Source organism: Ruegeria denitrificans, assembly GCF_001458295.1.
Lineage (GTDB): Bacteria > Pseudomonadota > Alphaproteobacteria > Rhodobacterales > Rhodobacteraceae > Ruegeria > Ruegeria denitrificans.
The window spans coordinates 35,859-62,445 of the sequence record NZ_CYUD01000017.1 but is presented as its reverse complement, the minus strand read 5'-3'; the positions used below and the strand labels follow the sequence as shown (position 1 = coordinate 62,445).

27 protein-coding genes are annotated in these 26,587 nt (G+C 58.4%); 17 read left to right on the top strand and 10 right to left on the bottom strand.

Annotated elements, in window-relative coordinates:
* Nucleotides 1-90: 90 nt before the first annotated feature.
* Entirely contained in the window at nt 91-1,041 is a 951-nt protein-coding gene (locus tag RUE5091_RS20305) for an aminotransferase class IV (protein WP_058283767.1), read from the bottom strand.
* Nucleotides 1,042-1,154: 113 nt separating this feature from the next.
* On the opposite strand from RUE5091_RS20305, the gene RUE5091_RS20300 reads away from it, so the two are divergent.
* Nucleotides 1,155-1,619, top strand: coding sequence for an Lrp/AsnC family transcriptional regulator (locus RUE5091_RS20300; protein WP_058283766.1), 465 nt, complete (start codon nt 1,155-1,157; stop codon nt 1,617-1,619).
* A 244-nt stretch (nt 1,620-1,863) separates the two neighbouring features.
* On the opposite strand, the gene RUE5091_RS20295 is transcribed toward RUE5091_RS20300, so the two are convergent.
* Nucleotides 1,864-2,088, bottom strand: coding sequence for a VOC family protein (locus tag RUE5091_RS20295; protein WP_207383754.1), 225 nt, complete (start codon nt 2,086-2,088; stop codon nt 1,864-1,866).
* Nucleotides 2,089-2,481: 393 nt separating this feature from the next.
* On the opposite strand from RUE5091_RS20295, the gene RUE5091_RS20290 reads away from it, so the two are divergent.
* A complete protein-coding gene (locus tag RUE5091_RS20290; protein ID WP_131726346.1) occupies nt 2,482-3,405 on the top strand; it encodes a CPBP family intramembrane glutamic endopeptidase in 924 nt (307 codons plus the stop codon).
* Between the two features lie 21 nt (nt 3,406-3,426).
* Here the strand turns inward: RUE5091_RS20290 and RUE5091_RS20285 are convergent, their stop codons facing one another.
* A complete protein-coding gene (locus tag RUE5091_RS20285) occupies nt 3,427-4,119 on the bottom strand; it encodes a Crp/Fnr family transcriptional regulator (RefSeq protein ID WP_058283763.1) in 693 nt (230 codons plus the stop codon).
* 178 nt (nt 4,120-4,297) lie between these two features.
* Here RUE5091_RS20285 and hemA point away from each other — a divergent pair, with 178 nt between their 5' ends.
* Nucleotides 4,298-5,521, top strand: coding sequence for a 5-aminolevulinate synthase (gene hemA / locus RUE5091_RS20280; RefSeq protein ID WP_058283762.1), 1,224 nt, complete (start codon nt 4,298-4,300; stop codon nt 5,519-5,521).
* Between the two features lie 50 nt (nt 5,522-5,571).
* On the opposite strand, the gene RUE5091_RS20275 is transcribed toward hemA, so the two are convergent.
* From RUE5091_RS20275 to RUE5091_RS20245, 7 genes are all read right to left on the bottom strand, one after another.
* Nucleotides 5,572-5,820 carry a cytochrome C oxidase subunit IV family protein gene (locus tag RUE5091_RS20275; protein ID WP_243470831.1) on the bottom strand — a complete coding sequence of 83 codons (249 nt, stop codon included), beginning with the start codon at nt 5,818-5,820 and terminating at the stop codon, nt 5,572-5,574.
* A gap of 5 nt (nt 5,821-5,825) precedes the next feature.
* On the bottom strand, nt 5,826-6,374 hold the full coding sequence (locus RUE5091_RS20270; protein ID WP_058283760.1) for a cytochrome c oxidase subunit 3: 549 nt from the start codon (nt 6,372-6,374) through the stop codon (nt 5,826-5,828).
* Complete coding sequence (locus tag RUE5091_RS20265; protein ID WP_058283759.1) at nt 6,371-8,293, bottom strand: nitric oxide reductase activation protein NorD; 1,923 nt, start codon at nt 8,291-8,293, stop codon at nt 6,371-6,373. The genes RUE5091_RS20270 and RUE5091_RS20265 overlap by 4 nt, the downstream gene beginning before the upstream one ends.
* 9 nt (nt 8,294-8,302) lie before the next feature.
* Nucleotides 8,303-9,112, bottom strand: a complete 810-nt coding sequence (locus RUE5091_RS20260; RefSeq protein WP_112297207.1) for a CbbQ/NirQ/NorQ/GpvN family protein — start codon at nt 9,110-9,112, stop codon at nt 8,303-8,305.
* A gap of 5 nt (nt 9,113-9,117) precedes the next feature.
* The gene (locus tag RUE5091_RS20255) at nt 9,118-10,485 is read right to left on the bottom strand and encodes a cbb3-type cytochrome c oxidase subunit I (RefSeq protein ID WP_058283757.1); all 1,368 of its coding nucleotides are present in this window, start codon (nt 10,483-10,485) and stop codon (nt 9,118-9,120) included.
* A 16-nt stretch (nt 10,486-10,501) separates the two neighbouring features.
* A complete protein-coding gene (locus RUE5091_RS20250; RefSeq protein ID WP_058283756.1) occupies nt 10,502-10,951 on the bottom strand; it encodes a c-type cytochrome in 450 nt (149 codons plus the stop codon).
* Between the two features lie 98 nt (nt 10,952-11,049).
* A complete protein-coding gene (locus RUE5091_RS20245; protein ID WP_058283755.1) occupies nt 11,050-12,231 on the bottom strand; it encodes an NnrS family protein in 1,182 nt (393 codons plus the stop codon).
* Between the two features lie 237 nt (nt 12,232-12,468).
* On the opposite strand from RUE5091_RS20245, the gene RUE5091_RS20240 reads away from it, so the two are divergent.
* The 14 genes from RUE5091_RS20240 to RUE5091_RS20175 all read left to right on the top strand — a co-directional run bounded on the left by RUE5091_RS20240 (nt 12,469) and on the right by RUE5091_RS20175 (nt 26,572).
* Nucleotides 12,469-14,145 (top strand): cytochrome D1 domain-containing protein, encoded by a 1,677-nt coding sequence (locus tag RUE5091_RS20240; protein WP_058283754.1) that lies wholly within the window; start codon nt 12,469-12,471, stop codon nt 14,143-14,145.
* 124 nt (nt 14,146-14,269) lie between these two features.
* Entirely contained in the window at nt 14,270-16,054 is a 1,785-nt protein-coding gene (locus RUE5091_RS20235) for a NapC/NirT family cytochrome c (RefSeq protein WP_058283753.1), read from the top strand.
* A 52-nt stretch (nt 16,055-16,106) separates the two neighbouring features.
* The gene (locus tag RUE5091_RS20230; protein ID WP_058283752.1) at nt 16,107-16,508 is read left to right on the top strand and encodes a cupredoxin domain-containing protein; all 402 of its coding nucleotides are present in this window, start codon (nt 16,107-16,109) and stop codon (nt 16,506-16,508) included.
* Between the two features lie 189 nt (nt 16,509-16,697).
* Nucleotides 16,698-17,459, top strand: a complete 762-nt coding sequence (gene cobA / locus RUE5091_RS20225) for a uroporphyrinogen-III C-methyltransferase (protein ID WP_058283751.1) — start codon at nt 16,698-16,700, stop codon at nt 17,457-17,459.
* Nucleotides 17,452-17,823 (top strand): c-type cytochrome, encoded by a 372-nt coding sequence (locus RUE5091_RS20220; RefSeq protein WP_082643749.1) that lies wholly within the window; start codon nt 17,452-17,454, stop codon nt 17,821-17,823. Before cobA ends, RUE5091_RS20220 begins: the two co-directional genes overlap by 8 nt.
* Nucleotides 17,820-18,965 carry a cytochrome D1 domain-containing protein gene (locus RUE5091_RS20215; protein ID WP_058283750.1) on the top strand — a complete coding sequence of 382 codons (1,146 nt, stop codon included), beginning with the start codon at nt 17,820-17,822 and terminating at the stop codon, nt 18,963-18,965. The genes RUE5091_RS20220 and RUE5091_RS20215 overlap by 4 nt, the downstream gene beginning before the upstream one ends.
* 3 nt (nt 18,966-18,968) lie before the next feature.
* Nucleotides 18,969-19,958 carry a siroheme decarboxylase subunit beta gene (ahbB, locus tag RUE5091_RS20210; protein ID WP_058283749.1) on the top strand — a complete coding sequence of 330 codons (990 nt, stop codon included), beginning with the start codon at nt 18,969-18,971 and terminating at the stop codon, nt 19,956-19,958.
* Nucleotides 19,955-20,404, top strand: coding sequence for an Lrp/AsnC family transcriptional regulator (locus tag RUE5091_RS20205; protein ID WP_058283748.1), 450 nt, complete (start codon nt 19,955-19,957; stop codon nt 20,402-20,404). Before ahbB (RUE5091_RS20210) ends, RUE5091_RS20205 begins: the two co-directional genes overlap by 4 nt.
* Nucleotides 20,401-20,883: a siroheme decarboxylase subunit beta gene (gene ahbB, locus RUE5091_RS20200; RefSeq protein WP_058283747.1), complete on the top strand. Its 483-nt coding sequence runs from the start codon at nt 20,401-20,403 to the stop codon at nt 20,881-20,883. Before RUE5091_RS20205 ends, ahbB (RUE5091_RS20200) begins: the two co-directional genes overlap by 4 nt.
* 3 nt (nt 20,884-20,886) lie before the next feature.
* Nucleotides 20,887-22,101 (top strand): heme d1 biosynthesis radical SAM protein NirJ, encoded by a 1,215-nt coding sequence (nirJ, locus tag RUE5091_RS20195; RefSeq protein WP_058283746.1) that lies wholly within the window; start codon nt 20,887-20,889, stop codon nt 22,099-22,101.
* Nucleotides 22,076-23,629, top strand: a complete 1,554-nt coding sequence (locus RUE5091_RS20190; protein ID WP_058283745.1) for a nitrite reductase — start codon at nt 22,076-22,078, stop codon at nt 23,627-23,629. The genes nirJ and RUE5091_RS20190 overlap by 26 nt, the downstream gene beginning before the upstream one ends.
* Nucleotides 23,586-23,849, top strand: coding sequence for a hypothetical protein (locus RUE5091_RS20185; RefSeq protein WP_058283744.1), 264 nt, complete (start codon nt 23,586-23,588; stop codon nt 23,847-23,849). The genes RUE5091_RS20190 and RUE5091_RS20185 overlap by 44 nt, the downstream gene beginning before the upstream one ends.
* A 90-nt stretch (nt 23,850-23,939) precedes the next feature.
* Nucleotides 23,940-24,404: a DUF2946 family protein gene (locus RUE5091_RS20180; RefSeq protein WP_370732525.1), complete on the top strand. Its 465-nt coding sequence runs from the start codon at nt 23,940-23,942 to the stop codon at nt 24,402-24,404.
* Entirely contained in the window at nt 24,395-26,572 is a 2,178-nt protein-coding gene (locus RUE5091_RS20175) for a NosR/NirI family protein (protein ID WP_058283743.1), read from the top strand. The genes RUE5091_RS20180 and RUE5091_RS20175 overlap by 10 nt, the downstream gene beginning before the upstream one ends.
* The last annotated feature ends 15 nt before the right edge of the window (nt 26,573-26,587 follow it).

Below are 26,587 nucleotides of genomic sequence, written 5' to 3'. Positions count from 1 at the left end.
AAAGACCGCGAATATCACCAGAAAACACTTGCAATGCAGGAGCCACCCACAGAGGCCATTCGACTGAACCGGCAGAATGCGTGTGTGGTGTCACAGCTCCGCTGCTTCCGGGTAAGGGACCACATCTCGGAGCGTGTCGTCGTCATGCATTTCCCAATACTTCGCCAAGATGGTCTTCGAGAGGGTTCCAAGAACACCCGATCCGACAGGTTGCCCATCGACCTTCGTGACCGGCATGACACCCCCAGCGGTCGAGGTCACAAATACCTCGTCAGCGGCCTTCAGGGCTGTAACAGACACGTCCTGCGTGCGACATTGGATGCCCAATCCTGCGCAGATATCGAAGATGGTTTGGCGCGTAATTCCCAGCAAAACGCTGGTGTCAGGGGTTGAAACCACGCCATCCCTGATTGCGAAAACGTTGAACCCGGGGCCTTCGGACACGTTGCCATTTCCATCGACCAGAACCGCAGTATCTGCGCCTTGGTCATAGGCCGCATAAAGCCCCTTCACCATGTCCAGCCAATGATAATTCTTGATGGTAGGATCAACCGAGCTTGGCGGGATGCGCAACACATCGGTCACCGCCAGATGTAGTCCGTGCTCCATCTGCTCCTTGTTGGCGACCGAGCCGAAAGGGATGGCAAAGGCGATGAAACGGTTTTCGGCGTCCCTTGGGTCGCGACTGAAGGTCGGGGAAGTTCCTCTTGTGCAAATGAACTCGACATAGGCGTTCCGCAGCTCGGATAACGCCACACAATTGTGCAGGATTTCAGCCACCTGCGCCTGATCATACGGGATGGACATATGCAGCTCTTCAATGCCGCGAAAGAAGCGGTTCAGGTGATCGTCCAGCCGGAAGAAGGCACCTTTCCACACATGGACCACATCATAGGTCGCATCCGAATGCAGGAACCCATAGTCCAGCACCGAGAGCTTTGCCTCCTGCATTGGCAGGTACTGACCGTCCATATAGGCCACCCCCGGGGGATAGCTGCGAGGGTCGATGTGTCTTTGGGACAGAATAGGCAGTTTGCTCATGATCGGGCTTTCAGTGAACGGGTTGAGCGTATGGGAAAATTCTGGGCAATTTACCCCATTGGGTTAAGCTCTTCGAGCAATACGCATCAAATTCAAGGGCGAGGCTGAACAGAATGCCACATCCTCTCGACGATACAGACAAAAGGCTTCTTGATATCCTCCAGCGAAACAACCGGTTGTCGGCTGATGAGCTGGGAGATCAGATAGGCATTTCTCGGTCTTCGGTGCAGCGGCGCATGAAACGCTTCCGGGAGGAAGGGATCATCGAGGCCGACATATCCGTATTGTCCGCAAAGGCAGTGGGCCGCCCTATGACCTTCATTGTTGAGGTTGAGCTGGAGCGAGAGCGCACTGACCTTCTGGATGAGTTTCGCCGCTCTATGCTGGCGCTCGATGATGTGCAGCAATGCTACTATGTCACCGGACATACCGATTTCATTCTGATTGTCACTTCGACCGACATGGCGGCCTATGAGGAGTTCAGCCGTCAGGTCTTCACAGATAACCCAAACATCCGCCGCTTTCATTCAAACGTTGTTGTGAATCGAGTAAAGGCGGGGCTTCAGGTCCCGCTGTAGTGCATTGAGAAGAAGCAAACCACTGAATGATTGGCGTCAGTTTGGGCTCTCTGCTGTCGTCTGAGCGCGCGCAGCATATCGCTGGAAGGTTAGCTGCCGTCCGACCGCGGCAACCATCGCTGCGCTGCGGCCCGTGGGAGGAGACATTCGCTGCGGCAGCAAGATCCACTAGAACTTTGAGGTCGGCAGCGCGGAACAAAGCAACCGTGGGCAATGATTTCACTAGCGGCTGCTTTCGCAATAATTACTTTTCTTCGGCCTCTTCCGCCTGGCGGCGTTCACGCACCTGATCATCGTCCAGAATGACGGTAGCGTATGCCAGATACCATTGGTTGCCCCATTTGTCGGCAAGAATGGCCAAGCTGTCGCCGTGGTATTGTTCCGCTGGTTCAGCAATGGAAATCGCACCTGCATCCAGCGCGCGTTTGTAGGCTGCATCCAGATCAGGCACATAGAGGTAAAGCGCCAACTCATGGTCCACCTCTAGGTATGGTATTTACTGCCGCTAGTCGAGATTAGTTGAGGTCTAATAAGGGAGATAAGTTAATGTATTTCATATAGTTAATCTCTATCTGAGATTTTCTGAAATACCTAGGTATAGGGTTTCAATGCCCTCCAGCAACACCATGATTTCAACGAATATCTTCGCAACACTTTAAGCGGCCATACTTTGTGGCACACGACTTCGCTGCTTTTCGCAATTTTTGTCTGCGCAGCTGTTGCTCCATTTTCAAAAACCCCGCACTGTTTTGAGGTTGTGTCAACGGCGTCCAATAAAATTTGGTGCTGCTTTTCATTCGAACCGTTGTGGAGCAGTGAACCAGAAGCCTGAAGTTGACGCTGGTAATACTCGCAACATACCGTGGCGCTGACCGTCAGGTTGATGTGGAGTGCCAAATTGAAACATCTCAGGCTATGGGTAGCCGATCGATCGATCCTTTTCGTACTCCTTCTCCTTGCAATCTATTTTGCGATCATCTCTAGCCCGGCTCTGTTCTCAGGCAACGCATTCGGCGGTGATGTGTCTCATACTTTTCAGACGATCGACCTGAGTCAGCTTCGTCCTGAATATTTTCTTTCTGGCAGCATCGTGGTCGTTCTCTTGTTGATCGGATGGAGCAAAAGCGCACGTCTTACATCCACACCACATTGGAGCGGGGTCTGGGCGCCGGTAATTTACGCTCTTTTTACGTTGGTTCTGCTTGGCGTCGCAATAAAAATCAATTCAACCAAAGGGGTCGACGTCGTTAGTGTCCTCAAAACCGTTCCCTGGGGTTCATTCATTCTATTGGTGTTGCTGATCGGTCTATTCGAGGAGTGCCTGTTCCGAGGCGCGGTCTTCCATGGGTTTGAATTGAACTACGGACCTCTGGTTGCGGCGCTGGTATCGTCGGTTCTATTCGGAGCGATGCATTTTATTAATTGGGTTACTGGCGAAGCCCTTGGATCAACTTTTGACCAGATCATTCAGGCCGGAATGTCCGGTCTGCTTTACGTTGGGATCACTCTTCGGATGAATTCGATCTGGTTTGGCGTGGTGACCCATGCGATTTGGGACGGTGTGATCAACATCAGTGGTAAATTGGATGCAGCGGCCATCGTCCTAGGGTCAGAGGAAACAGTGACAATTGAGGCCTCTTCAACCGGCGATGCTGCGGCAGCGAGCGCTGGGATAATTAGCCTATTGGTAAAGTACTTTCAGCCGCTTTTCGGTGTGTTCGTACTCTGGTCCTGGTGGCGGCAGTCAAAACGGCCCACAGCGACAGCGCAAACCTTTGAAAAATGATTAAAAATACCGGACGACCATTCACTTTTCCGACGGATCGGCCTCGGCATAATCCCGCAGGCGTTCGATATTCGAAATCACTGCATGGTTGCGGTTGATTTTCACACCAACCGCTTTCAATCGCGAGAACGCCCGGCTGAGGCTTTCGGGCTTCATCCCCAAACGCCCGGCAATCAGCATCTTGTCATAGGGCAGCTCCACCTCACAGCCATCGTCAGCTGTATCACACAGGTTCAGCAGAAACTCTGCCACCCGCTGCGCGCCCGTCTGCGCCTTGAGCTGTTCCAACTGCGCCACCAGCGAATGCAGGTGCGTGAACGTGGACGCCAGAATAGAAACGCCAATCTCGGGGTCTTCTTTCATCAACGACAGCAGCAACGGACTGGGGATGTGCATCACCTCGCAGGCCGACACGGCCTCGGCAGAGACAGGGTATGGGACGTTTCGAAGCGCGACCGCCTCACCAAAGCTTTCGCCGCGGGTAAAGACGCTGACCACGGCCTCGGCCCCAGTGGGCGACATGCGGAACAGCTTGACCCAGCCCGCCAGCACCACGTGGACGGCTTTGGCCTCTTCTTCCTGAAGAAAGATCGTTTCGCCTCGATCATAGCTGCGCCAGATTGCGTGGCTCAGCAGTGTATCGACATGCTGGTTTGGTAAACTCTTGAGCAAAAGCGACTGCCGCGCGATCGCTTTTTGTGCTTCGTGCGCCACGAAGTATCCCCTTTTCCCTGGTCGATCGTCCGACCGGTACGTCCCTCTTTGCAAGGCTATGCCAAAGCTCTGCGCGGCGCGCCAGCCTTTTCCTGCTTCAACTTGACTATTGTCATGTTGCAAGCGTCGTCATGCGCATAAATTCGGCCCAAAGCCAGCAATCCGGGGAGCCAGTATAATGGACTACGAGCGATTTTTCACCCAGAGCCTGGACGATCTGCGGGACGAAGGAAACTATCGTGTTTTTATCGACCTGCAACGCCGCTGCGGATCATTCCCAAACGCACGTCAAACCGACGGCTCGGTGCAGCGCGATGTGCGTATCTGGTGTTCGAACGACTATCTGGGCATGGGTCAGCACCCAAAAGTGACCGAGGCCATGCATGACGCGCTGGACCGGTGCGGCGCAGGGGCTGGAGGCACCCGGAACATCTCGGGCACAACGCACGATCACGTGTTGCTAGAGGCCGAGCTGGCCGATCTGCACGGCAAAGAGGCCGCGCTTCTGTTCACCTCTGGCTATGTTTCGAACTGGGCCGCGCTTGGCACCCTCGCTTCGAAAATCCCTGGCCTTATCGTTTTCTCGGACGCGTTGAACCATGCCTCGATGATCGAAGGCATCCGCCATTCGCGCGCACAAAAGGTGATCTGGAAACACAATGATCTCGAGGACCTTGAGGCGAAGCTGGCTGCTGCCGATCCTGTTGCCCCTAAGATGATCGCCTTTGAGTCCGTCTATTCGATGGACGGAGATATCGCTCCGATCCAAGAGATTTGCGATCTGGCCGACAAATACGGCGCGATGACCTATCTGGATGAGGTTCACGCCGTCGGCCTCTATGGCCCACGCGGCGGCGGCATTGCCGAGCGCGAAGGTCTGATGGATCGACTAACCGTGATCGAGGGCACGCTGGGCAAAGCCTTTGGTGTGGTTGGAGGCTATATCGCTGCCTCAGCCGCACTTTGTGATTTCGTACGCAGCTTTGCCAGCGGGTTTATCTTTACCACTGCCCTGCCCCCGTCGATTGCGGCTGGCGCTGCGGCCTCGATCCGGCACCTGAAACGGTCGGATGTTGAACGCGATCTGCAAAAGGCCCGCGTGGCGCAGGTGCGTGCCCGGTTGGATGCCGAAGGCATTCCGCATCTGCCCAACCCCAGCCACATCATCCCGGTCATGGTGGGTGATCCGGTGAAATGCAAATTCATCTCGGACACGTTGCTTGAGGAATTCGGCATCTACATCCAGCCGATCAACTACCCCACCGTCCCCAAAGGGACCGAGCGTCTGCGGATCACGCCGTCTCCGGTGCACACGGACGAAGATATCGACCATCTGGTCGGCGCGCTGTCGGCCCTGTGGCAACGGTGCCAGATCGCGCGGATGCCGATGGCCGCCCAATAATCAAAGCGCTCCTTGCTTGAAAAACTGCCGCCCAAATCGGGCGGCTTTTTTTAGATTAGATAGAGGGCGAAGATCAGCACCGAAAACCCGGTTAGAACCATAGTGAATCCACGTAGCCAGCCGGGGCTGCACGCAAGGTCCAGATACTGCGCAAGGATTACCCGCGTTTTGATCAGCGCAAGCAACAGAATGCCCCCACCCATGACCGCAGCCGGCACGGGCAACAAGGTCAATACCGCTGAGCCGACGCTTAGCCCCAAAAGGGCAAGCCAGGCCCGTGTCAGAGTATTGCCACCCATTGCCCTCATCCCAACAGGTAAATCACCGGAAACAGCATGATCCAGACCAGGTCGACCATATGCCAGAACTGCGCGCCCACCTCGATATTGCGCGCGTCATCCCGCCAGGACACCAGTAACAGAATGCCAACCCCTGCCAGAACATGGGCCGCGTGAAAGCCGGTCAGAAGGTAGTAGAACAGAAAGAAGGGATGCGTTTCATAATTTATCCCCTGCGCCGCTTTATCCGCGTATTCCGTGCCTTTGATGATCAGGAAAACAACGCCCAGAAGGGCCGCGCTAATCAAAGCTATACGCGCCGGCACTCGCCGCGCGACCTGCCGCCAGCGCAACGCCTGTGCGGCCAGATACCCGGACGTGACCAGAACAGCGGTGTTGAACGCCGCCCCTGTGCGGTGCAGATGCGACTGCGCCTCAGCAAAACCCGCCGGATCGGTCAGACGCACGCCCATGAAGGCGGCCAGCCCGGCCCCGAATACCAGAAGCTCGGAAATGATCAGCACCCACATCAACAACTCGCCCGGAAGCTCGTCAATCAGAGAGGCATCACTCATGCGCCGACCAGTTGGCGATAGATTTGCGGCAGCGCCATGGTCAGGCGGTGAGGGTCGGGGATAACAGCGAAACCACCCTGCCCGAACATACGCGGGAACCAGCTTTTACCGGTTTTGTCGATGGTGACGCCAAAGACCGATTGCCCGGCGCGACGCGCTTCGCGGACGGCCATACACGTATCTTCGATACCATGGCGACCCTCGTAGTGGTCCAGATCGTTGGGCTTGCCATCTGTGATGACCAGCAACAGGCGACGTTTGCGGGATTGATCCGCCAGATCGGCCGAGCAATGCCGGATTGCCGCCCCAAGCCGTGTGTAATGCCCTGGGCGCAGTGACGCGATACGCTGTTCGACCGTGCTGCCCATCGGTTCATCAAACCGCTTACACCGCTGCACGTAGACCCGCTGGCGTTTCAATGAGCTGAAGGCATGGATGGCGAAGTCGTCGCCGCATGCGTTCAAGCCCCAGGCCAGAGCGGCCAGCGCCTCGCGCTCGATGTCGATCACGGCACGTCCCGTGACCGCGCTTTCGGTGGAGCGGCTAACATCCAGCAGGATCGACACCGCCAGATCGCGGGCCTCGGGGCGGGACTGCATCCAGACGCGTTCATTGCCTTCACCGCTGGCATGACGGTCGGTCTCGGCGCGCACGGCGGCTTCGATATCCAACTGATCGCCGTCCAGATGGCCACGCGTCATCACCCGACCGGGGCGCAGTGCCTCGAACTGGCGTTTGACGGCACGGATGCGGCGGGCGGTGGCGGAGTCTTTGCCGAACTCAGCCGCATCTTCGCGGATATCGGCATCCGACAGTAAAACATTCACGTGGTCTGGCAGATACTGCCCGGTCCGCACGTCCCATTCTGGATAGAGGATACGACCAGACAAACGCTCGCGATTCACATCCTCGGGTGCCAGATCGAGGTGCAGTTTCAGCTTGGTCGGTGGTGCCTTGGATATCTGACCTAGCCCAATCTCTTCCTGATCGTCAGCGGCCTTTTTGGCATTGTCGGGGTCGTCATCATCGACCCGTCGGTTCAGGTTCAGAAACTCGGCCCAGCTGAGGATCGCTTCGAACTTGTGCAGAATCAGGCTGTCTTTCCGTTCGGCCTGATCAGATTTGCGACGGCGGGCGCGGTGGGTCTTCTCTCCCGATTCCTCGGGCGGGCCTTCGGTATCGGGGTTTTCCACCTCGCTATGTTCTGAAAAGCCAACAGCGCGTAGCTCGGGCCACAAGGGGACCGGGCGAAAACGCTGATACCCGCGCGGGGCAGACAAGCTGTCTTCCAATGCCCACAACTGTTCTGCCCTGCCAGACAGCGGCGCCGGATCGCCCAGCATGTGCCGGACCAATTCTTCCAGCGCGGCCTCGACCGGTGGCAGGTTTGGGATGTCTCGTTGGTGCAATAGACCCTTGCAAAGTTCAGCGTAGAGCGGGCGCAGACCGGACGCGTTTTCCAACGTAGCCTCGACCATCGACTGCGCAGCGTTCAGTGCGCGCAGATCGGCCCGCAAGGGGTCTTCTTCGTCAATTCGGGTTCCGGCATTGGCCGCTGCGGCGGCCAGCCAGACAAACAGTGCGCCATTGGCCTCGCGTGCCGGGAAAACGGCCAGACGGTCGGGCAGACGCAATACCTCGCCATCGAACGAAGCACGCGGCATCAGCTCAACTTCGGTCCCCAGCTTACGTCGCCAGCTTAGACGGTGACGTGAAACCTCGGGTGAGACCGGGCGCAATTCAACGCCCGGACTACCCCCAAGTCCCCGAAAGAGGACTGCCAGCCGCCCCGCGACCTCAGAGAGGTCGACCGCGGCTCCAACATGCACCTCAGGTGCATCGAGGCGGCTGGCAAGGGTGTGCCACAGTTTCCCGATCGTTTCTTCGGGTTCCCATGGCTCAAAATCGATCTTGACCATCGGCCGGCCTCACCCAAAGACAGCCGTGACAAGATCGAGGAGCCCGCGTTTGATATCCTCGTCGTCAGTCAGAGGTTCGATCATAGCGGCAAGAATGGCGCGGTCGGTGGACATGCCCTGCGCGATCAGCGTCGCGGCATAGACGACCAGACGGGTGGAAACGCCTTCTTCGAGGTCCTGACCCTTTAGCCCGCGCAGTTTTCCCGCGAGGCGCACCAGCGGCTTGCAGCGTTCCAGCGCCAGCCCGCTTTCCTGCGCGACAACTTCCGCCTCCATTTCAGGCGACGGGAAGTCGAATTCCAGCGAAATAAAACGTTGCCGTGTCGAGGGTTTCAGGGTTTTCAGGATATTCTGGTAACCGGGATTATAAGACGCCACCAGCATGAAACCCGGCGCGGCCTCAAGCTCTTCGCCCGTTCGGTCAATCGGCAGAATGCGCCGGTCGTCCGTCAATGGGTGCAGCACGACGGTCACGTCCTTGCGAGCCTCGACTACTTCATCCAGATAACAGATCGCACCTTCACGTACTGCACGGGTTAAGGGGCCATCGACCCAGACGGTTTCTCCGCCTTTCAGCAGATAGCGCCCGATCAGGTCAGCAGCGGCCAGATCGTCATGGCAGGCCACGGTATAAAGCGGGCGGCCAAGCTGCGCGGCCATATGGGCCACAAAGCGGGTCTTGCCGCAGCCTGTCGGCCCTTTCAGCAGAACCGGCAGATCGTTGTTATAAGCGGCGGTGAACACATCGCATTCATCGCCCTGGGGCAGGTAGAAGGGGGCGTTTGCCGCCCCCGTTCCCATTTGTATGGAGCCGTCCATTTGCATTACTCCGCAGGGGTTTCGGCTGCGCCGGGTTCGATGACCTCTTTCCGGGGCACCCAGATCGAGTAGACGAATAACAGCGCACCAAGGACCACGACGACACCAGACCCAAAGCGCATCCAGTAAAAGATCGCAATCTGATCCTGCACATCCATGAAGTAGTCACCGATCACACGTTGCATGTGCGTCTGCACAGTGCCGCCGAAAGTCAGCACAAAGGTCATGAAGACCATACCGCTGGTCATCAGCCAGAACGAACCCATGTTCAGCACCTGATTATACGGATCGCGGTTTTTCAGGATCGGCATTGCATAGCTGAAGATCGCTAGGTTGAGGCAGACATAGGCACCGTAGAAAGCCAGGTGACCATGGGCTGCGGTGATCTGCGTGCCGTGGGTGTAATAGTTCACCCCGTGCAGCGTATGCAGGAAGCCCCAGACACCTGCGCCAAAGAAGGCAAGCGTGGCACAGCCCAGCGACCACAGCAGCGCGGCCTTGTTGGGATGGTCCCGGCGACCTTTCCAGACCATGACGAAGGCAAAGGCCATCATCGCGAAGAACGGGATCACCTCAAGGCTCGAGAAGATCGAACCGATCCACTGCCAGTACGCAGGCGTACCGATCCAGTAGTAGTGGTGACCTGTCCCCAGGATACCCGAGAACAGCGCAGCAGCGACGATGACATAGAGCCATTTTTCGACAATCTCACGGTCCACACCAGTCAGCTTCAGCATCAGGTAGGCCAAGATCGAGGCCATGATCAGTTCCCACACGCCTTCAACCCACAGGTGAACAACATACCACCAGTATTGCTTGTCCAAGGCCAGGTTTCCGGGGTTGTAGAAAGCAAACAGGAACAGCAGTGCCAGCCCCCACAGACCCAACAGAAGGATGTTGGAAATGGCAGTCTTCTTACCCTTCAGAACTGTCATCGACACGTTGTAGAGGAAGATGAGCGCAGCCACGACGATGCCCGCCTTGACCCATTTGGGTTGCTCAAGGAACTCGCGCCCCTCTTTACCCAGCAGCCAATTGCCCTCGAACAGGTTGAACGTATAGGTCAGCACCACGCCCAATGTCCCGACCACAAGAATGATCAGTTGCAGGTAAGCCAGCTTGGGTGAATGGATCTCACGCTCGGCCTCTTCCGGGATCAGGAAATAGGCCGCGCCAAAGAAGCCCAGGATCAGCCAGACGATCAGCGCGTTGGTGTGCAACATTCGCACGATGTTGAACGGCAAAAGCTCGCTCAGAAAGTTAGGTGATACATAGATCAGACCAGCCAGCAGGCCGCCCAGGACCTGTATCACGAACAGGGCCATGGCCACCGCAAAGTAGGCATAGGCGATTTTTTGGGATTCGTATTTCATTGCTCCGTTCCCTTTCTTAGCCCGCCTCATTGGGCGGCCAGTCCTGAGCGTCGATATTGTCCGTCCAGATCAGGAAGTTGGTCAGGTCGCGGATTTCTTCGTCACTGAGGTTGAAATTGGGCATCTGCCGACGACCGGGAATGCCGGTCGGTTGTGCCTCCATCCAGCCCTTGAGGGATTCAAAGGCCGATTCCGGGTCGTCCAGCACACCCCATCGAGTCATCACGTTACCAACCTCGGGGGCGAAATAGGCCCCTTCACCCAGAATCGTGTGACAGTTGATGCACGCATGTTTTTCCCAGACGTGTTTGCCCCGGACCACACTTTCATCAAGCTTCTCCGAGTTTTCGGAATTCACGATGTACCAGTGGGAATGGGCCGACAAAGCCAGAAAGATGAGGATAAAGAACAGTGACCCGCCATAGAATATGTTGCGAGCCATGCTCTTGGTCATGACTTCTCGCATTGCGCTCTCCTTTGCGCAGTTTAGCTGTCCGGTCAGACTGGCAGGTGGGCCATGGGGGGTCCTTAACGAAAGTCAAGACTGGGGGAAGTAAATGAAAATCAACCCGCCCGGCCCGCGCGGGGGCCCGTCAGCGCAGGCCACATGGCGATCAGGTAAAGCGCAAAGGCGCAGACCCACAGGCCGTCTGACAACAGCATCGCAACCATGTAGCCCGCATTCAGTTCGGCACCGATCCAGCGCGATAGGGCAGCAACCGCCATCAGACCATAGGCCACTACCATCGGCGCGGGAGCTATCAACGCCCGGCCACTGTGGCCCAACGCGGCGCGGCTCATGACCGCCAGGGTCATGCCGCCCACACACCCAATGCCCAATACATGCAAGGCGGCGATTTCATTGCCCAATCCCAGCACGGCCAACCCCCACAGGATCAACCCCACCGCCAACATGCATAGACCTAAATGCAGCGCCAGAAGAATAGGCCGCCGTGCCGCCCAGCGGCTGCGCCAGCGGGCCATGCGCAGAATCTGAACCAGCCCAAGAGCAAGCGCCCCAACCCCGGCCACCCGTCCTGCGCCTAGCACCACAACGACCAGCGGCAGGATCAGGGCCAGGACCATACCCGTCTTGTCGAACAAGGCGACCGAAACCGGCCAGTCCGCCTCTGGGACCCCGGCACGTTTCATGGCATTGCGGGTAAACGCCGGAGTGATCCGACCACCCAAAATGGCGATCATCGCACATAACGCCAGCAATCCCGCGCGTAGCCCGGTTTGCAGGGTGCCTTCGGTGATTCCCATCCATTGCAGATGCGTCATCAAATCCGCGACCCAGATCAGGCTCAGCAACAGCAGGAAGATCATGTTCTGCGGTTTGGGACGGCGGATCAACTGCGTGGCTATTTTGGCCGCCAGAACTGGCACAAAGGCCAGATCAACCACCGCGACCAGGACTGGCGGCAATACCCCTGAAAACCACATCGCCATCCGACCGGCCAACCACAGCCCGGCAGCCAGAGTGATAAAATGCGCCCGCGCCTCGGGGGCGCCGGTCCAGTTCGGTATTGCGGTCAGAAAGAACCCGCCCAGCGCGGCCGTCGCATAGCCGAATATCATCTCATGCGCGTGCCACATCGGCGGCGTCATACCGTAATCCGGCGCCATGTAAGGCACTATCAGCCACAGCCCCCAGACCACACCGACAAACAGGCCGTAGAGACCGGCAGACAGAAAGAAAACACGAAATCCTTCACCGAGAATGCGGGTGATGATTGTGGGCATGGCTGCTCTCCTCAACCGTTTTTTTCAGCCCTAGCAGCCCACCCGCGCAGCGGACTTAACAAAAATCAATCCTCACGGAAAACATGCCTCTAAAACACAGATTATATGACGGTTTTTTTCGCCATTTTTTCCTACCGAACCCTTGAAATGGGCCCCTGGCGTTGACTTTCGTCAAGGAGCCGTCGGGCGCGATGTCTCACCCTTGGGCCTGCCTCACCACGCAAATGGAGAGTGATCATGTCACTTGGAATCAGCTACAACAAAACTGGCCGCGCCTTTGGGGTCGGTTTGGCGATGCTGCTGGGCAGCGTCGCTGCGCCAGCCTTCGCCGAAGAGCCAACTCTTAGCGAGGAAGCCTTTGAATCCTCCAAACAACTTTATTTCGAGCAATGCGCAGGCTGTCACGGCGTTCTGCGAAAAGGTGCCACCGGTAAAAGTCTTGAACCGATGGTCGAAACCAAAAACGACGATGGCACCGTAACCGAATCCGGCACCCTGAAACTGGGTCAGGAACGGCTTGAAAAGATCATCGCCTGGGGTACCGAAGGCGGTATGAACAACTTCTCGGACATCATGACCGAGCAGGAAATCAAGGACATGGCGACATACATCATGATGGAGCCGCCAAAGCCGCCTGAAATGTCGCTTGAACAGATGATGGCGACCCGCAAGGTCTATGTCGAAGAAGCCGATTATCCGACCGAGCCTTTGCATGGCCGCAACTGGGAAAACTTCTTTGTCGTCATCGAGCGCGATGTGGGCAAGGTGGCCGTGATCGACGGCGACACCAAAGAGGTTCTGACACACATCCCGACCGGCTATGCCGTTCACGTTCTGAAAGCATCCGAACACCACGCTCTGGAAGAGCCTGAACAGCCCGGGCGTTTCTGGTACACCATGGGCCGTGACGGCAAGATGACCAAGATCGACCTCTGGCAGACGCCGGACAAGATGTTGGTATCCGAGGTCAAGATTGCCTATGACGCCCGCGACGTTGCCGTTTCTGGCGATGGCAAATACGTCATCGGTGGGGGATATTGGCCGCCGCATTTCGCAATCGTTGACGCCCAGACCATGGAACCGGTCAAGGTCGTATCGACCCGCGGTGTGAACGTGGACGGGGATTACGTGGAGGAGGCCCGTGTGGCCGCTATCTACACAACTCCGAACGAGCCCACCTGGATCGTTGCTGTGAAGGAACTGGGGCAGTTGTGGCAGGTCGATTATACCGATCTGGACAACCTGCGGATCGACAAGATCGACAGCGCTAAGTTCCTGCATGACGGGTTCTTTGACCCGACAGGCCGCTATTTCCAGATCGCCGCGAACGCGTCGAACAAGATGGTGGTTGTCGATACCGAAACCCACAAGCTGGAAGCGATGATCGACACAGCCGCGTTGCCGCACCCCGGCCCGGGTGCCAACTGGGTCGACCCAAATTGCGGCCCGGTTGCTGGTACGACACACCTTGGTGTGGGTACCGTGACCGTCTGGGGTAACGATCCCGAAAACCGCCCGGATGATGCTTGGAAGATCTGCTACGAAGTGGAAACCGACGGCCCCGGCCTGTTTGTCCGTACTCACCCGAATTCGGACTACATCTGGGCTGACCAGACTAAGCACCCGGAACCTGAGGTTCAGCAATCGGTTCAGGTCATCTCGAAAGAAACCGGCGAGATCGTGAAAACCATCCAGATTACCGAAGACGAAGGCAGCGCCGCTGTTCACTTTGAATTCAACGCGGATGGCACTGAGGTCTGGGTTTCCAAGTGGAACCTGTCGGACTCGTTGGAACCCAACGGCCAGATCGTGATCTTCGACGCCAAGACGCTGGAAGAGATCGGCCGCATCGACGGGCTTTTCGCTCCGACCGGCAAGTTCAACGTCTACAACCGTTCGAACCACGTCACCTGACGGGTTTGCGACCAACACCGGAAAGGGCGGGCCCCTCGCCCGCCCTTTCCTCGTTTGACCAATCAGCCAAACTCACCGGCCTGCCACCCAAGGCCAGACAAGACAGCCAAAACGGAGCCCGGATATGACTTCCGAACCGGAAAAGAAAAACCCGATCTGGCGCCGGTATTTCCTGTGGGGAATGCCCGTGGCCGGTATTGCCGCAGCCTTTGTCGGCGGCATTATCTTCTGGGGTGGGTTCAACACCGCCATGGAAGCGACGAACACAAAGGAATTTTGTATTTCGTGTCACGAGATGCGCGATTTCGTTTACGAAGAATACACCGGCACGATCCACGACGTGAACCGCTCTGGTGTGGGCGCGGTCTGTTCCGACTGCCACGTGCCCAAGGACTGGACCCACAAGATGATCCGCAAGATCAAGGCGTCCAAAGAGCTGTATGGCAAGCTGGTTGGCACCATCAACACCCGCGAAAAGTTCGAAGCCAAGCGTGTGCATCTGGCGATGAACGAATGGGAGCGGATGAAATCCACCGACTCGCGCGAATGCCGCAACTGCCACGATTTTGAATCGATGATGCCCGAGTTCCAGAAACCGCGCGCGCGTCAGCAACACCTGAATGCGATGGAGGTCGGCCAGACCTGTATCGACTGCCACAAGGGGATTGCGCACTCGGACGCTCGTGACCGCGCCGACGAGGACTATTTGGAACAGCTTGAGGCGCCCAACCCGGCCTTCATTCGTGAAATCCCGCAGGAATACCTGACAAGTCTCGCGAAAATCGAAGCCAAGGAAGCAGCCGAGGCTGAGGCTGAAAAAGCCGCCAAAGCGGCCCAGCAAGAGGCCGTGCAAGCCCAGATCGCATCCGCTGTTGACGCAGCCGTTGCCGAAGAACGCGCCAAGGCGAACGGAAAAGAAGCTGCGGCCCCCGCAGGCGGTGGCAGCGATGTAGCCGGCAACATCGACTGGAACGCCGTGGCCAGCGCGGATCTGAAACTGTTCTACCCTGGTCAGGCCTCGTTTGAGTGGGTGCAGAACGGCAAGTTTCACGGTGGGGCCCGTCCCCTGACCAAGGGCGGCGATCAGTGCTCGACCTGTCACGCCAAGGAGCTGGACACGATCGGCAACAAGATCGTGGCGGGCGGCGAACTGGAACCGACCCCGATCCCCGGCAAACGTGGTGTGATCGACGCCACCGTGCAGGCCGCGCATGATGATGAGAACCTTTATATCCGCATGCAATGGCCGGATGCGGGTCACAGCCCCGCCCCCTTCGTCGATGGCGGTAAGATGGACCCCGACAACCAGATCAAGGTTGCCATGATGATCACCGGCACCGGAATCGAACTGGGCGATCAGGCAGGCTGCTGGGCCTCGTGCCACGCAGACAACAGCTATATGCCCTTTGATCCGGGTGCTGATGCGATTGCCGCCAATGGTGATGTCGCAGGCCGCCTGAACACTCAGGACACAGTGACCAAATACATCAGCGAAAGCCGGACCGAGGTCGAGGTCAAAGGCCGCCGCGGCAAGGCATTGGGTGGCTGGGACAAGCTACAGGCAGAAGCGCAGATCGAGCAATACCTGGCCGACGGCACCTATCTGGACCTGATGCGCGTCTATGCCGATGGCAGTGCCACCAACGGCTATCTGCTGGAACAGCGCGTGGTCAATGACGGCGAGATTGCCGCCTCGGCCAACCTGTCCGGCGGTATGTGGACCGTAGTCTTTACCCGGCCGTTGAACTCTGGCGCGCCCGGCGATGTGCCGCTGGAATCGGGTCAGACCTACACGGTGGGTTTTGCCATTCACGATGACTTTGCCGCCGCGCGGTTCCACCACGTTACACTGAACACCAGCTTAGCGCTGGATGACGACAGCGCCGCGATTAACGTGGTTAAACAGTGACCGAAGGGGCCGGACAATCCGGCCCTTTCATATTGGAAAGGAGATTTGGACGATGAAAGCTCACCGCCTAATTCCCGCGCTGCTCTTATTGGCCGCACCCGCTTTGGCAGATGAGACCGCCGAGCTCTGCGCTGAGGCAGAAGAGCGCTATGTGGACCTTTTCGGTCAACCTTCATCCGCCGTTGAGGATGCCGAAGTGGTGCTGATGTATAGATACAATTTTTGCCCGGTCGAGCTGACTGTCAAAGCGGGTACTACTGTGCGCTGGGTAAACGTAGATAAACGCACCAGTCACAGCGTTTTGCTGAAAGATGGTAGCGAACCCGAAAGCGACCGGCTTTTCCCCGAGGAAACGGTTGATTTGACGTTCTTAGCCCCCGGGCCGCAGGACTATCTGTGCGGACCGCATTGGGAAACGCAGAATATGATCGGAATGATCACCGTAGAACCCTGAGCCGAGACAAAAAATACAGGCAATTCAATGGAGCGCGGGCGCAATTCCCGTGCTCCTTAACTTTAGTCAAGGCAGCCGCGCACTGAATGCGCCAACCTGCCCTCATGACACGCCCGGCTCGCCCAGCAACGTCCCTTATTCGCAGGCAAACCCGGGCTCGGAAGACATTCAGACCAAGCGAGTTTGCACATGAGCGGTAAGGTTTTTCTGATTGGCGCTGGCCCCGGCGACCCTGAACTCATGACCCTGCGCGCCCTGCGCATGCTGCAAGAGGCTGACGTGGTCGTCTATGACCGGCTGGTCTCGGACGACATCCTTGCCCTGCATGATGACCAGGCACGTCTGATCCCGGTCGGCAAGGCCCCCAAATGCCATACGGTGCCACAAGAGCGCATCAACGAGATCTTGCTGGAAGAGGCGCGCGCCGGTCACACCGTTGCGCGGCTGAAGGGCGGCGATCCGATGATCTTTGGCCGCGGCTCGGAAGAGGCCGCTTTTCTTATGGCCCAAGGCATCGCGGTCGAGTACGCGCCCGGCATCACTGCGGCGCAGGGGGCATCCTGTTCAACCGGCGTACCGCTGACCCATCGCGGGCTGGCGACTTCGGTTCAGTACGTCACTGGCCACCGCCAGGCGGATAAGGTGCTGGACCTCGACTGGAAACGGCTGGCCGATCCAGACTCGACGCTGGTCGTCTATATGGGTGTGGCCAATATCGGCCAGATCGCAATGGGGCTGATGACCGAAAATCTGCCTGGATCGACGCCTGTTCTGGCCGTTAGCAAGGCCACTACGCAGGCCGAACGTCGCATCGAGTCCCGGTTGGACAGGTTGGCCGCTGATGTGCGCGACGCTGGAATGGAGGCGCCTACGCTGTTCATCATCGGACAGGTGGTTTCGCTTTATGCCGAACGCGCGGTGGCTGACTTGATGGAACAAGCGCATGGCTAGGCTGGGTCACCGAAATGTTGCGCTCGGTAAGCCTAACATCCAACGTGGCCGGTCGCTTCCTTCACTTCTGTTGGCCAGTGCGGTTGTAATCGCCACATCGGCGTTTGCCGCCGATACATTAGACCCCACCGGCTTGAAACGGCTTGTCCATCAGGATTGCGGCTCGTGCCACGGGCTGTCGCTGAAAGGCGGCCTTGGGCCCGACCTACGGTCCCAGACACTGCAGCACTATGACACGGACGTGCTGACCGGCGTCATTCTCGACGGCATCCCCGACACTGCGATGCCCCCGTGGCGGCCCCTGATTACCGAGGAAGAGGCCGAATGGATCGCCCGTTATCTGCTGGAACAGGAGGCACAATGAAACAGCTTATTCTTGGCCTTGCCGCCACCTTGATGATGACCACGGCGCATGCGGAACCCACCGCCACTGGTGATCTGGGGTTGGTGATCGAACGTGCCAAAGGCTCGGTTCTGCTGGTGGATCAGTCCGACCGGGCCGCGCTGGCGCGGATCGAGGGGCTGGGTGATCTGTCCCATGCCTCACTGGTCTATTCACCTGACCAACGCTTTGCCTATGTGTTCGGACGCGATGGCGGGCTGACCAAGATCGATATCGTCACCCGGCAGATCGTGAACCGCGTGGTGCAGGCTGGCAACGCCATCGGCGGCGCAATTTCGGACGATGGCCAGTTGGTTGCCGTGTCGAACTATGAACCCGGCGGCGTGCGTGTGTTCGATGCCGAAACGCTTGAGATGGTCGCCGATATCCCAACCGACAGCAAAACCATTGGCCTTGTCGACGCGCCGGGCCGCAGGTTCGTTTTCACCATGTGGGACTCTGGCGAAACCTGGATTGCCGACTTCAACAAAGGCGACCCGGAGATCACTAAAATCTCGGATATGGGCAAAAACCCCTATGACGCGCTGATCACCGCCAATGGCCGCACCTACATCACCGGTCTGTTCGGCGAGGACGGGCTAACCGCGCTGGACCTCTGGGCCGAGACCCCTGAACCGATCCGCGTGCTGCCCGATTATGGGCGCGGGCAAGAGGAAATGCCGGTCTACAAGATGCCCCACCTTGAAGGTTGGGCGCTGACCGGACGCGAATTTGTCCTTCCCGCCGTTGGACATCATGAAGTTTTATGGATTGACTCTGACACTCTGACAGAGACCGGACGCACCAAAACCCACGGTCAGCCGGTCTTTGCCATGGCCCGGCCTGACGGGCGTCAGGTTTGGGTGAATTTTGCGCACCCGCTGAACAACACAATTCAGGTGATCGACAGCGTCAGCAAAGACATCATCCACGAATTCAAACCAGGTCCTGCCGTGCTGCACATGGAGTTCACCCCGCGCGGGCACGAGGTCTGGCTCAGCGTGCGAGACGCCAACAAGGTCATGGTCTACGACACCCAAACCTTCGAAAAATTGCGTGAGATCGAAGCAGACAGCCCCTCGGGCATCTTCTTTACCGCCCGCGCGCACAGAACAGGGCTGTAAGGGATGGAACATATCACCGACCCGATAGACCGCCGCCTGCTGGACGAATTCCAGCGCGATTTTCCGGTGACCGACCACCCCTTTCAGGTTCTTGGTCACATTCTGGGGCTTGATGAGACCGAAGTCATCGACCGCCTGACCCGAATGCGGGCAACCGGCCGAATTACACGAGTTGGCGCCACGATTGCTCCGGGCGCAGTTTCGGCCAGTACATTGGCCGCCGTTGCTGCCCCCGAGGAGCAGTTGGAAGAAATCGCTGCGCTGATCGACGCAGAACCCGGCGTGAACCACAATTACCAACGCGAGGATACGTGGAATCTGTGGTTCGTGGCCACCGGGCCGGACCGGGCGCATGTGAGCGATACCCTGGCGCGGATCGGTCAACGCACCAGACTGCGGGTGCTGGATCTGCGGCTGGTGCGCCCGTTCAACATCGATCTTGGGTTTCGCATGTCTGGTGATACCCGCAATGTGCCCGGCCCGCGCAAGGTGAATCGTGCGGCATTGCAGGACGGCGACCGCGCCTTGCTGCAGGCGCTTAGTTCCGGTCTGCAGCTGGTTACTGATCCTTATGCCGCGCTGGCCCGTTCATTGAACAGACCCCCGCCCGAGGCTCTGGAGCGGATCGACGCGTTGCACGATGCGGGCATCATCTCGCGCCTTGGCGTCATCGTTCGGCACCGAGCGCTTGGCTGGTCTGCCAATGCGATGGTGGTTTGGGACATGCCCGCCGATCAGGTGGGCACCGCCGGCCCAGCGCTTGCTGCTCATCCCGGCGTGACTTTGTGCTACGAACGCAACCCGGTCGAGGATGTCTGGCCCTACCGCTTGTATTCAATGATCCACGCCCGTTCACGCAACGAAGCACTGGAGATTCTGTCCGGCGCCATCGCCCTACCGGAACTGGCAGGCGCACGCCATAAGGTGCTGTTCTCGACCCGCTGCTTCAAACAGACCGGCGCACTGATCCAACCGAAAGAGGCCGCCGCATGAAGCTGGATGCAACCGACCGCGCAATTCTGAACCGGATGCAGGATGACTTGCCGCTGAGCACTCATCCCTATGCCGGGATTGCCGCCGAACTAGGTACCTCGGAAAACGATCTACTGCGCCGCCTCAGCCGCTTGAAAGAGGAACGCATCATCACCCGGTTCGGCCCGTTTTTCGACGCTGCCGCAATGGGGGGTGCGTTCTGCCTGTGCGCCATGGCGGTTCCGGCCGAAAAATTCGAAACCGTCCTGACCAAAGTCAATGCGCACCCCGAGGTTGCCCATAATTATGAGCGCACGCACCGGCTGAACATGTGGTTCGTGCTGGCTACCGAAACGCCCGAGGGGATCGGGGCTACCGCCGATGCGATTGAACGGGAAACGGGGATCGAGGTTCTCCGTTTCCCCAAATTGCAAGAATTCTTCATCGGCTTCCGGGTGGCGGCATGATCGACACGAAAGACAGAGAGATTATCGAGGCGCTGCAAGGCGGCCTGCCCCTTGTGCCTGCGCCTTATGCGCAGGTGGCCGAAACACTGGGGCTGGAAGAAGACGCGCTGCTGTTTCGACTGGCTGAGTTGAAATCGCGTGGCGTGATCCGCAGGATCGCCGCCGCACCGAACCACTATAAACTGGGCATGACCTCAAACGGGATGACCGTTTGGGATGTGGAGGACGACCACATTACCGAACTTGGCACCCGGATCGGGCAACTGCCCTTTGTCACCCATTGCTATGAGCGCCCCCGCGCCCTGCCCGACTGGCCCTATAACCTGTTCGCGATGGTCCACGGCAAAGACGAGGTCGAGGTTGAAGAAAAGCGCGCCGAAATCGCCGCCATTCTGGGCGACGCCTGCCGGGCGAAAGATATCCTCTATTCAAAGCGCATCCTGAAAAAGACCGGTCTGCGCCTGAAAGCGAAAGGCTGAGACATGTTCCGCCTGACCGAATACATGCACCAGCTGGTCAAACCGACCCCGGTGCGCAAACGCCGCCCCGGACCTGTTAAACCAGTCGTGATCTGGAACCTGACGCGGCGCTGCAATCTAAAATGCCGCCATTGCTACACCGTCTCGGCGGATGTTGCGTTCCCGGGTGAGCTTAGCCATGAGCAAGCCATGGTAACCCTTGAGGATCTGGGCCAATTTCGCGTCCCGGCCCTGATCCTCTCGGGTGGGGAACCGCTGGACCGGTTCGATTTCTTCGACATTGCCAAACGCGCCCGTGATCTGGTGCCAATGCTGGCGCTGTCGACCAACGGCACGCGAATTTACGACGAAACTGCCGACATGATCGCTGATGTGGGTTTCAACTATGTCGGCATTTCACTTGACGGGATCGGGGCCACCAACGACTGGTTCCGGGGTGTCGAAGGCGCCTTTGCCGATGCCCTTCGCGGCGTGCGCGAATGCAAGAAACGCGGCATCAAAGTGGGGCTGCGCTTTTGCCTGACCGAAGGTACTCAACACCATCTGCCCGACCTGCTGCAGCTGTGCGATGACGAAGGCGTTGACAAGTTCTATCTATCCCATCTGGTCTATGCAGGGCGCGGTGACAAAAACCGGGGTGAGGACGCGGAACACCTGCGCACCCGCACCGGGTTGGACCTGCTGCTGGCCCGCGCGTGGGAGTCTGCCTCAGGCGGGCGTTCGCTGGATATCGTGACTGGCAACAACGACGCCGATGCGGGATATTTCCTGAACTGGGTCCGCACAAATTTCGATGCCGAAATAGCCGCGCATGTGCGCGAACATCTGGCCGCTTGGGGCGGAAATTCAAGCGGCCTGGGTGTGGCCAACATCGACAATCTGGGCCGCGTACACCCGGACACCTATTGGTCTGATTACACGGTCGGCAATGTGAAGACCCAATCGTTTTCCGAGCTATGGACCAGTGAAGACCAGATGCTGTCTATGCTGCGCACTCGCCCGCGTCCGCTGAAAGGGCGTTGCGGGGCGTGCCAACTAAAGGACGTCTGCGGTGGCAACACCCGTATCCGGGCCTTGCAGTTGACCGGCGATCCCTGGGCCGAAGACCCGGCCTGCTATCTGACAAATCAAGAAATTGGCGTCGAGGGTGCGGGCGAACGCCTGCAGGTCACGCCATTCCGGGGGAAACGCCATGATCCGGCGCACCAATTCTTTTGACACTCTGAAAATCGGCACGCTCTGTTCGCTGTTACTGGCTGGCACCGCATGGGCTGATGCGCAATCGGACTATGCCGAACATTGTGCTTCGTGCCATGGCGAGAACCGTCTGGGGGGCGTAGGCCCTGCCCTGATCCCCGAAACACTGAAACGCATGCGCGGCCCGCGTGTGGCCTCGGTCATCGCCGAAGGCCGCACAGCCACGCAAATGCCGGCCTTCTCGCACGAACTCGACGCGTTGCAAATCGAAGAACTGGCAGGTTGGTTGAAATCTCCGCTGGAAACCGACCCCGAGTGGGGCGAGACCGATATCATGGCCAGCCGCACGCTGGATGAAGATTACACCCCGGTCGATGCCCCTGCTTGGGACAGCGACCCGATGAACATCACACTGGCGGTCGAGACCGGAGACCACCATGTCAGCGTTCTGGACGGCGACACGTTCGAAGTGCTGGATCGGTTCGAGACACCATTTGCCGTCCACGGCGGCCCGAAATTCAGCCCTGACGGGCGTTATGTCTTCATCATGTCCCGCGATGGCTGGGTGCAGAAATACGACATCTGGGCGCTGAAGCAGGTGGGCCGGATACGCGCTGGCCTGAACAGCCGCAACATCGCCATGTCGGGCGATGGCAAATGGGTGGCCGTGGCGAATTACCTTCCGAATTCGCTGACCCTGCTGTCGACCAAGGACCTTTCAGTTGCAAAGGTCATCGACATCAAAAGCAAAAAGGGCGTTCCCAGCCGCGTTTCAGCCGTCTATCAGGCCCCGCCGCGTGAGAGCTTCGTGCTGGCCCTGAAGGACGTGCCTGAGATTTGGGAGGTTTTTTACGGCGACAACCCGCCCCAGTTCGGGCTGGGTCATGATTTTCGTATTGAAGGGCAGTTCAAGAACCCGAACTCTTTCCCCGTGCGCAAGATCACCACGCCGGACTATCTGGACGATTTCTTTTTCGACCAGAGTTACGAATACGTTATGGGTGCATCTCGCGATGGCAAAGGCGGACAGGTGATTGACCTCGTGATCGGTCAGAAAGTGGCCGATCTGGACCTGCCGGGCATGCCGCATCTGGGGTCGGGCATCACGTGGCGTCGTGGTGATACAACCGTGATGGCCACGCCGCATCTGACCGACGGCACAGTGTCAGTCATCGACATGGAGACATGGGAAACGGTCAAGCGGATCAAGACCGAAGGGCCCGGTTTCTTTATGCGTAGTCATGAGAATTCGCCTTATGTCTGGGCCGATGTGTTCTTTGGGCCTAACAAGGACGCGATGCATGTCATCGACAAGCAAAGCCTTGAAATCGTGAAGACTCTGCGCCCCGCCCCTGGCAAGACCGTGGCCCATGTCGAATTCACCAAGGATGGCCGTCACGCGCTGGTGTCGATCTGGGAGGATGACGGCGCAGTGATCGTCTATGACGCGCAGACGCTGGAAGAGGTTCGTCGCCTGCCGATGCGCAAACCTTCGGGAAAATACAATGTCTGGAACAAAATCACCTTCTCGGAAGGCACCAGCCACTGAGGGCAAATGGCCGGTCTGGAAACTGGCTCTTTTGCTCTATCCGGCCACGGCATTGACCGTGGCCATCAACCTGTTTCTGGCGGGCCTGATTGCCAACGGTATTGGGTTCAGCGTGATTGATCCCGTGACCGCAATCCTGTGGTCGATCCCGCTGGGCATTCCTGCATCCTGGTTGGCCGGACGCTGGGTGCGCGGGTTGATGGATGAAGCGGGCGGTTAGGCCGCAAAATTGCCAAGACCTGACCTAAGTCAAGTATCCGTCTGAGAGAATCCTCTACGACTCAGGAAAGACTGCCGAGTTGGATACTCCATGCCCGCCCTCAACCCTCTGCACATATCAGCTGTTTGCGCGTCTCGCGCGATATGTGCATGTGCGGGCATCTTCCTGTTGCTGTTGCAACTGCTTGGCCCGGCGCTGGCGAGTCCCGGGGAAAGTATGTGGATAGAGATCTGCTCGGAGGCAGGGGCGGTCTGGGTCGAGGTGGACCTCGAAGAAGGGACCGACGACCCAACCGCGCCCTGCCCGAAATGCGCCGACTGCGCCTTGTGTGCCGTCACCACTGCGGCGCCGCTGCCGGACCTGCCTGAACTGACGCGGGACAGGTTTTTTCAAGCTGAACGTTGCGAAACTCGCGATCTGGTCAAGGATTACACCGGGAAACGGCTGTGGCCTGAAACCAGAGGGCCCCCACGCGCGCGCCAAGAAATATACGAACGCGCCCAGCGCGCGTCCATAGCGTCAATCCAAGTAACCGGAGGTGCGCCGTGGTCGTAAGTCGCGCAACCCATATCCTGCTGGCCCTTGTCCTGTCCTGCCTGATAGCGATCAGCGCTCATGCCGACAGCCTTGCCAGCTTCCTGCCTGATATCACCCCTTCTGAGTTGGTTTCCGGTGCCGATGCCTTTGGCCCGGTACGAGATGACGTGCCCGTTGCCCCGGTTCTGAAAAGCGGTGAGACCGTCGCCTGGGCCTTTCTGACATCTGATTTCGTGGGCACCACCGGTTATTCGGGCAAGCCTATCCACGTCGTTGCCGCCATCGACGAAGATGCGGTTTTGACCGGCGTGCAGCTGGTCAAACATTCAGAACCCATCGTGCTGATCGGCATCCCCAATTCGCGCATGGTCGAACTGACCGAAGGCTATGCCGGGCTGGACCTGAAAGTCGAAGCCGAGACCGGTGGCGAAGGGCATGACCTCGACATTATCTCGGGTGCAACCGTGACGATCATGGTGATCGACGACAGCCTCGTGCGCGGCGGTATCAAGGTAGCCCGCGCATTGGGTCTGGGCGGCCTGTCTCCGCTGCAGGCCGATGGCCCGAAACGCGAAGTCGATATGGCGCAGGACGCCACCTATGACTGGACCACCCTGTCCGGTGACGGCTCGATCCGGCGACTGACGCTGGATGTTGGCCAGGTCAACGCGGCCTTTGAGGCTACCGGCGATCAGCGCGCCATCAAGCGTCCGGAACCGGGAGAGCCGGATGACACGTTCATCGACATGCACATGGCGCTGGTTTCAGTTCCTTCGATCGGGAAATCCCTGCTGGGCGAGGCCGAATACCGGAACCTGACCGAGTGGTTGGACGAAGGTGAACAGGCCGTTCTGGTGCTGGGGCGTGGGGCCTACAGCTTCAAGGGCTCGGGCTATGTGCGCGGCGGAATCTTCGACCGCATTCAGCTGATCCAGGGCGACAATTCAGTACGGTTCTTCGACAAGCAGCAAGAGCGTCTGGGCAAGGTTGCAGCCCCGGATGCGCCCAGCTTCACCGAACTGGATATCTTCAAAATCCCCGCTGAGGCGGAGTTTGATCCCGCCGAACCGTTCCGCCTGCAATTGCTGGTGCAACGGGCCGTGGGCGCGGTTGAAAAGACGTTCCTGACCTTCGATTTGGGCTACAAGCTGCCCGAGCAATACCTGTTGCCCGTTTCCGCACCAGCGGTCGTCGACGATGCCACCGGCGAAGCCGCCGCCAAAGCCGCCCTTTGGAAGCGCATCTGGAAGGACCGCACAGTCGAAATCGGCGTGCTTGGCATCATGCTGCTGGTTCTGACGGCGACGTTCTTCTTCCAGTTCCACGCGACGATGAATGCACGGGTCTTCTTCTGGTTCCGCATCGGATACCTGACCATGACCCTGTTCTTCATCGGCTGGTACGCCAATGCACAGCTGAGCGTTGTGAACCTGATGGCATTGGCGGGCAGCCTGCGGACAGGCTTCTCATGGGATGCGTTCCTGCTGGATCCGCTGGTCTTCATCCAGTGGTTTGCCGTGGCCGCCGCTCTGCTGTTCTGGGGACGCGGGGCTTATTGTGGCTGGCTGTGCCCGTTTGGTGCGCTGCAGGAACTGACCAACAAGATCGCGCGCGCGCTGAAAGTGCCACAATGGACGCTGCCATGGGGGCTGAACGAACGCCTGTGGCCTGCGAAGTACATGATCTTTCTTGGTCTCTTCGGGCTCAGCTTTGTCTCGATCCCGCTGGCTGAGACCTATGCCGAGATCGAGCCCTTCAAGACCGCGATCATTCTGAAATTCATGCGCGACTGGCCCTTCGTGGTCTTTGCGCTAACCCTGCTGGGGATCGGGCTGTTCGTTGAGCGGTTCTATTGCCGCTATCTCTGCCCGCTGGGCGGAGCACTGGCGATCCCTGCCCGAATTCGCATGTTCGACTGGCTGCGCCGCTACAAGGAATGCGGCAGCCCCTGTCAGACCTGCGCCAACGAATGCCCCGTTCAGGCAATCCACCCAACCGGTGAGATCAACCCGAACGAGTGCGTCACCTGCCTGCATTGTCAGGTGCTCTACCAGTCCGAGGACAAATGTCCCGTCGTTATCCGCCAACTGAAACGGCGGGCCAAGACAGGGTCGGTCGATCTCAAGACCCCACTCGGACAACCACCGGCGAACCATCCGAACGCCAAACCGCAATCCGTTTCCTAAAAAGGAGGAACGATC

Bases quoted from the DNA above. Each gene is read 5' to 3' on its own strand.
- RUE5091_RS20305 (WP_058283767.1), bottom strand. From the start codon at position 1,041: ATGAGCAAACTGCCTATTCTGTCCCAAAGACACATCGACCCTCGCAGC.
- RUE5091_RS20300 (WP_058283766.1), top strand. From the start codon at position 1,155: ATGCCACATCCTCTCGACGATACAGACAAAAGGCTTCTTGATATCCTC.
- hemA (WP_058283762.1), top strand. From the start codon at position 4,298: ATGGACTACGAGCGATTTTTCACCCAGAGCCTGGACGATCTGCGGGAC.
- RUE5091_RS20275 (WP_243470831.1), bottom strand. From the start codon at position 5,820: ATGGGTGGCAATACTCTGACACGGGCCTGGCTTGCCCTTTTGGGGCTA.
- RUE5091_RS20270 (WP_058283760.1), bottom strand. From the start codon at position 6,374: ATGAGTGATGCCTCTCTGATTGACGAGCTTCCGGGCGAGTTGTTGATG.
- RUE5091_RS20265 (WP_058283759.1), bottom strand. From the start codon at position 8,293: ATGGTCAAGATCGATTTTGAGCCATGGGAACCCGAAGAAACGATCGGG.
- RUE5091_RS20260 (WP_112297207.1), bottom strand. From the start codon at position 9,112: ATGGACGGCTCCATACAAATGGGAACGGGGGCGGCAAACGCCCCCTTC.
- RUE5091_RS20255 (WP_058283757.1), bottom strand. From the start codon at position 10,485: ATGAAATACGAATCCCAAAAAATCGCCTATGCCTACTTTGCGGTGGCC.
- RUE5091_RS20250 (WP_058283756.1), bottom strand. From the start codon at position 10,951: ATGCGAGAAGTCATGACCAAGAGCATGGCTCGCAACATATTCTATGGC.
- RUE5091_RS20245 (WP_058283755.1), bottom strand. From the start codon at position 12,231: ATGCCCACAATCATCACCCGCATTCTCGGTGAAGGATTTCGTGTTTTC.
- RUE5091_RS20240 (WP_058283754.1), top strand. From the start codon at position 12,469: ATGTCACTTGGAATCAGCTACAACAAAACTGGCCGCGCCTTTGGGGTC.
- RUE5091_RS20235 (WP_058283753.1), top strand. From the start codon at position 14,270: ATGACTTCCGAACCGGAAAAGAAAAACCCGATCTGGCGCCGGTATTTC.
- RUE5091_RS20230 (WP_058283752.1), top strand. From the start codon at position 16,107: ATGAAAGCTCACCGCCTAATTCCCGCGCTGCTCTTATTGGCCGCACCC.
- cobA (WP_058283751.1), top strand. From the start codon at position 16,698: ATGAGCGGTAAGGTTTTTCTGATTGGCGCTGGCCCCGGCGACCCTGAA.
- RUE5091_RS20220 (WP_082643749.1), top strand. From the start codon at position 17,452: ATGGCTAGGCTGGGTCACCGAAATGTTGCGCTCGGTAAGCCTAACATC.
- RUE5091_RS20215 (WP_058283750.1), top strand. From the start codon at position 17,820: ATGAAACAGCTTATTCTTGGCCTTGCCGCCACCTTGATGATGACCACG.
- ahbB (WP_058283749.1), top strand. From the start codon at position 18,969: ATGGAACATATCACCGACCCGATAGACCGCCGCCTGCTGGACGAATTC.
- RUE5091_RS20205 (WP_058283748.1), top strand. From the start codon at position 19,955: ATGAAGCTGGATGCAACCGACCGCGCAATTCTGAACCGGATGCAGGAT.
- ahbB (WP_058283747.1), top strand. From the start codon at position 20,401: ATGATCGACACGAAAGACAGAGAGATTATCGAGGCGCTGCAAGGCGGC.
- nirJ (WP_058283746.1), top strand. From the start codon at position 20,887: ATGTTCCGCCTGACCGAATACATGCACCAGCTGGTCAAACCGACCCCG.
- RUE5091_RS20190 (WP_058283745.1), top strand. From the start codon at position 22,076: ATGATCCGGCGCACCAATTCTTTTGACACTCTGAAAATCGGCACGCTC.
- RUE5091_RS20185 (WP_058283744.1), top strand. From the start codon at position 23,586: ATGTCTGGAACAAAATCACCTTCTCGGAAGGCACCAGCCACTGAGGGC.
- RUE5091_RS20180 (WP_370732525.1), top strand. From the start codon at position 23,940: ATGCCCGCCCTCAACCCTCTGCACATATCAGCTGTTTGCGCGTCTCGC.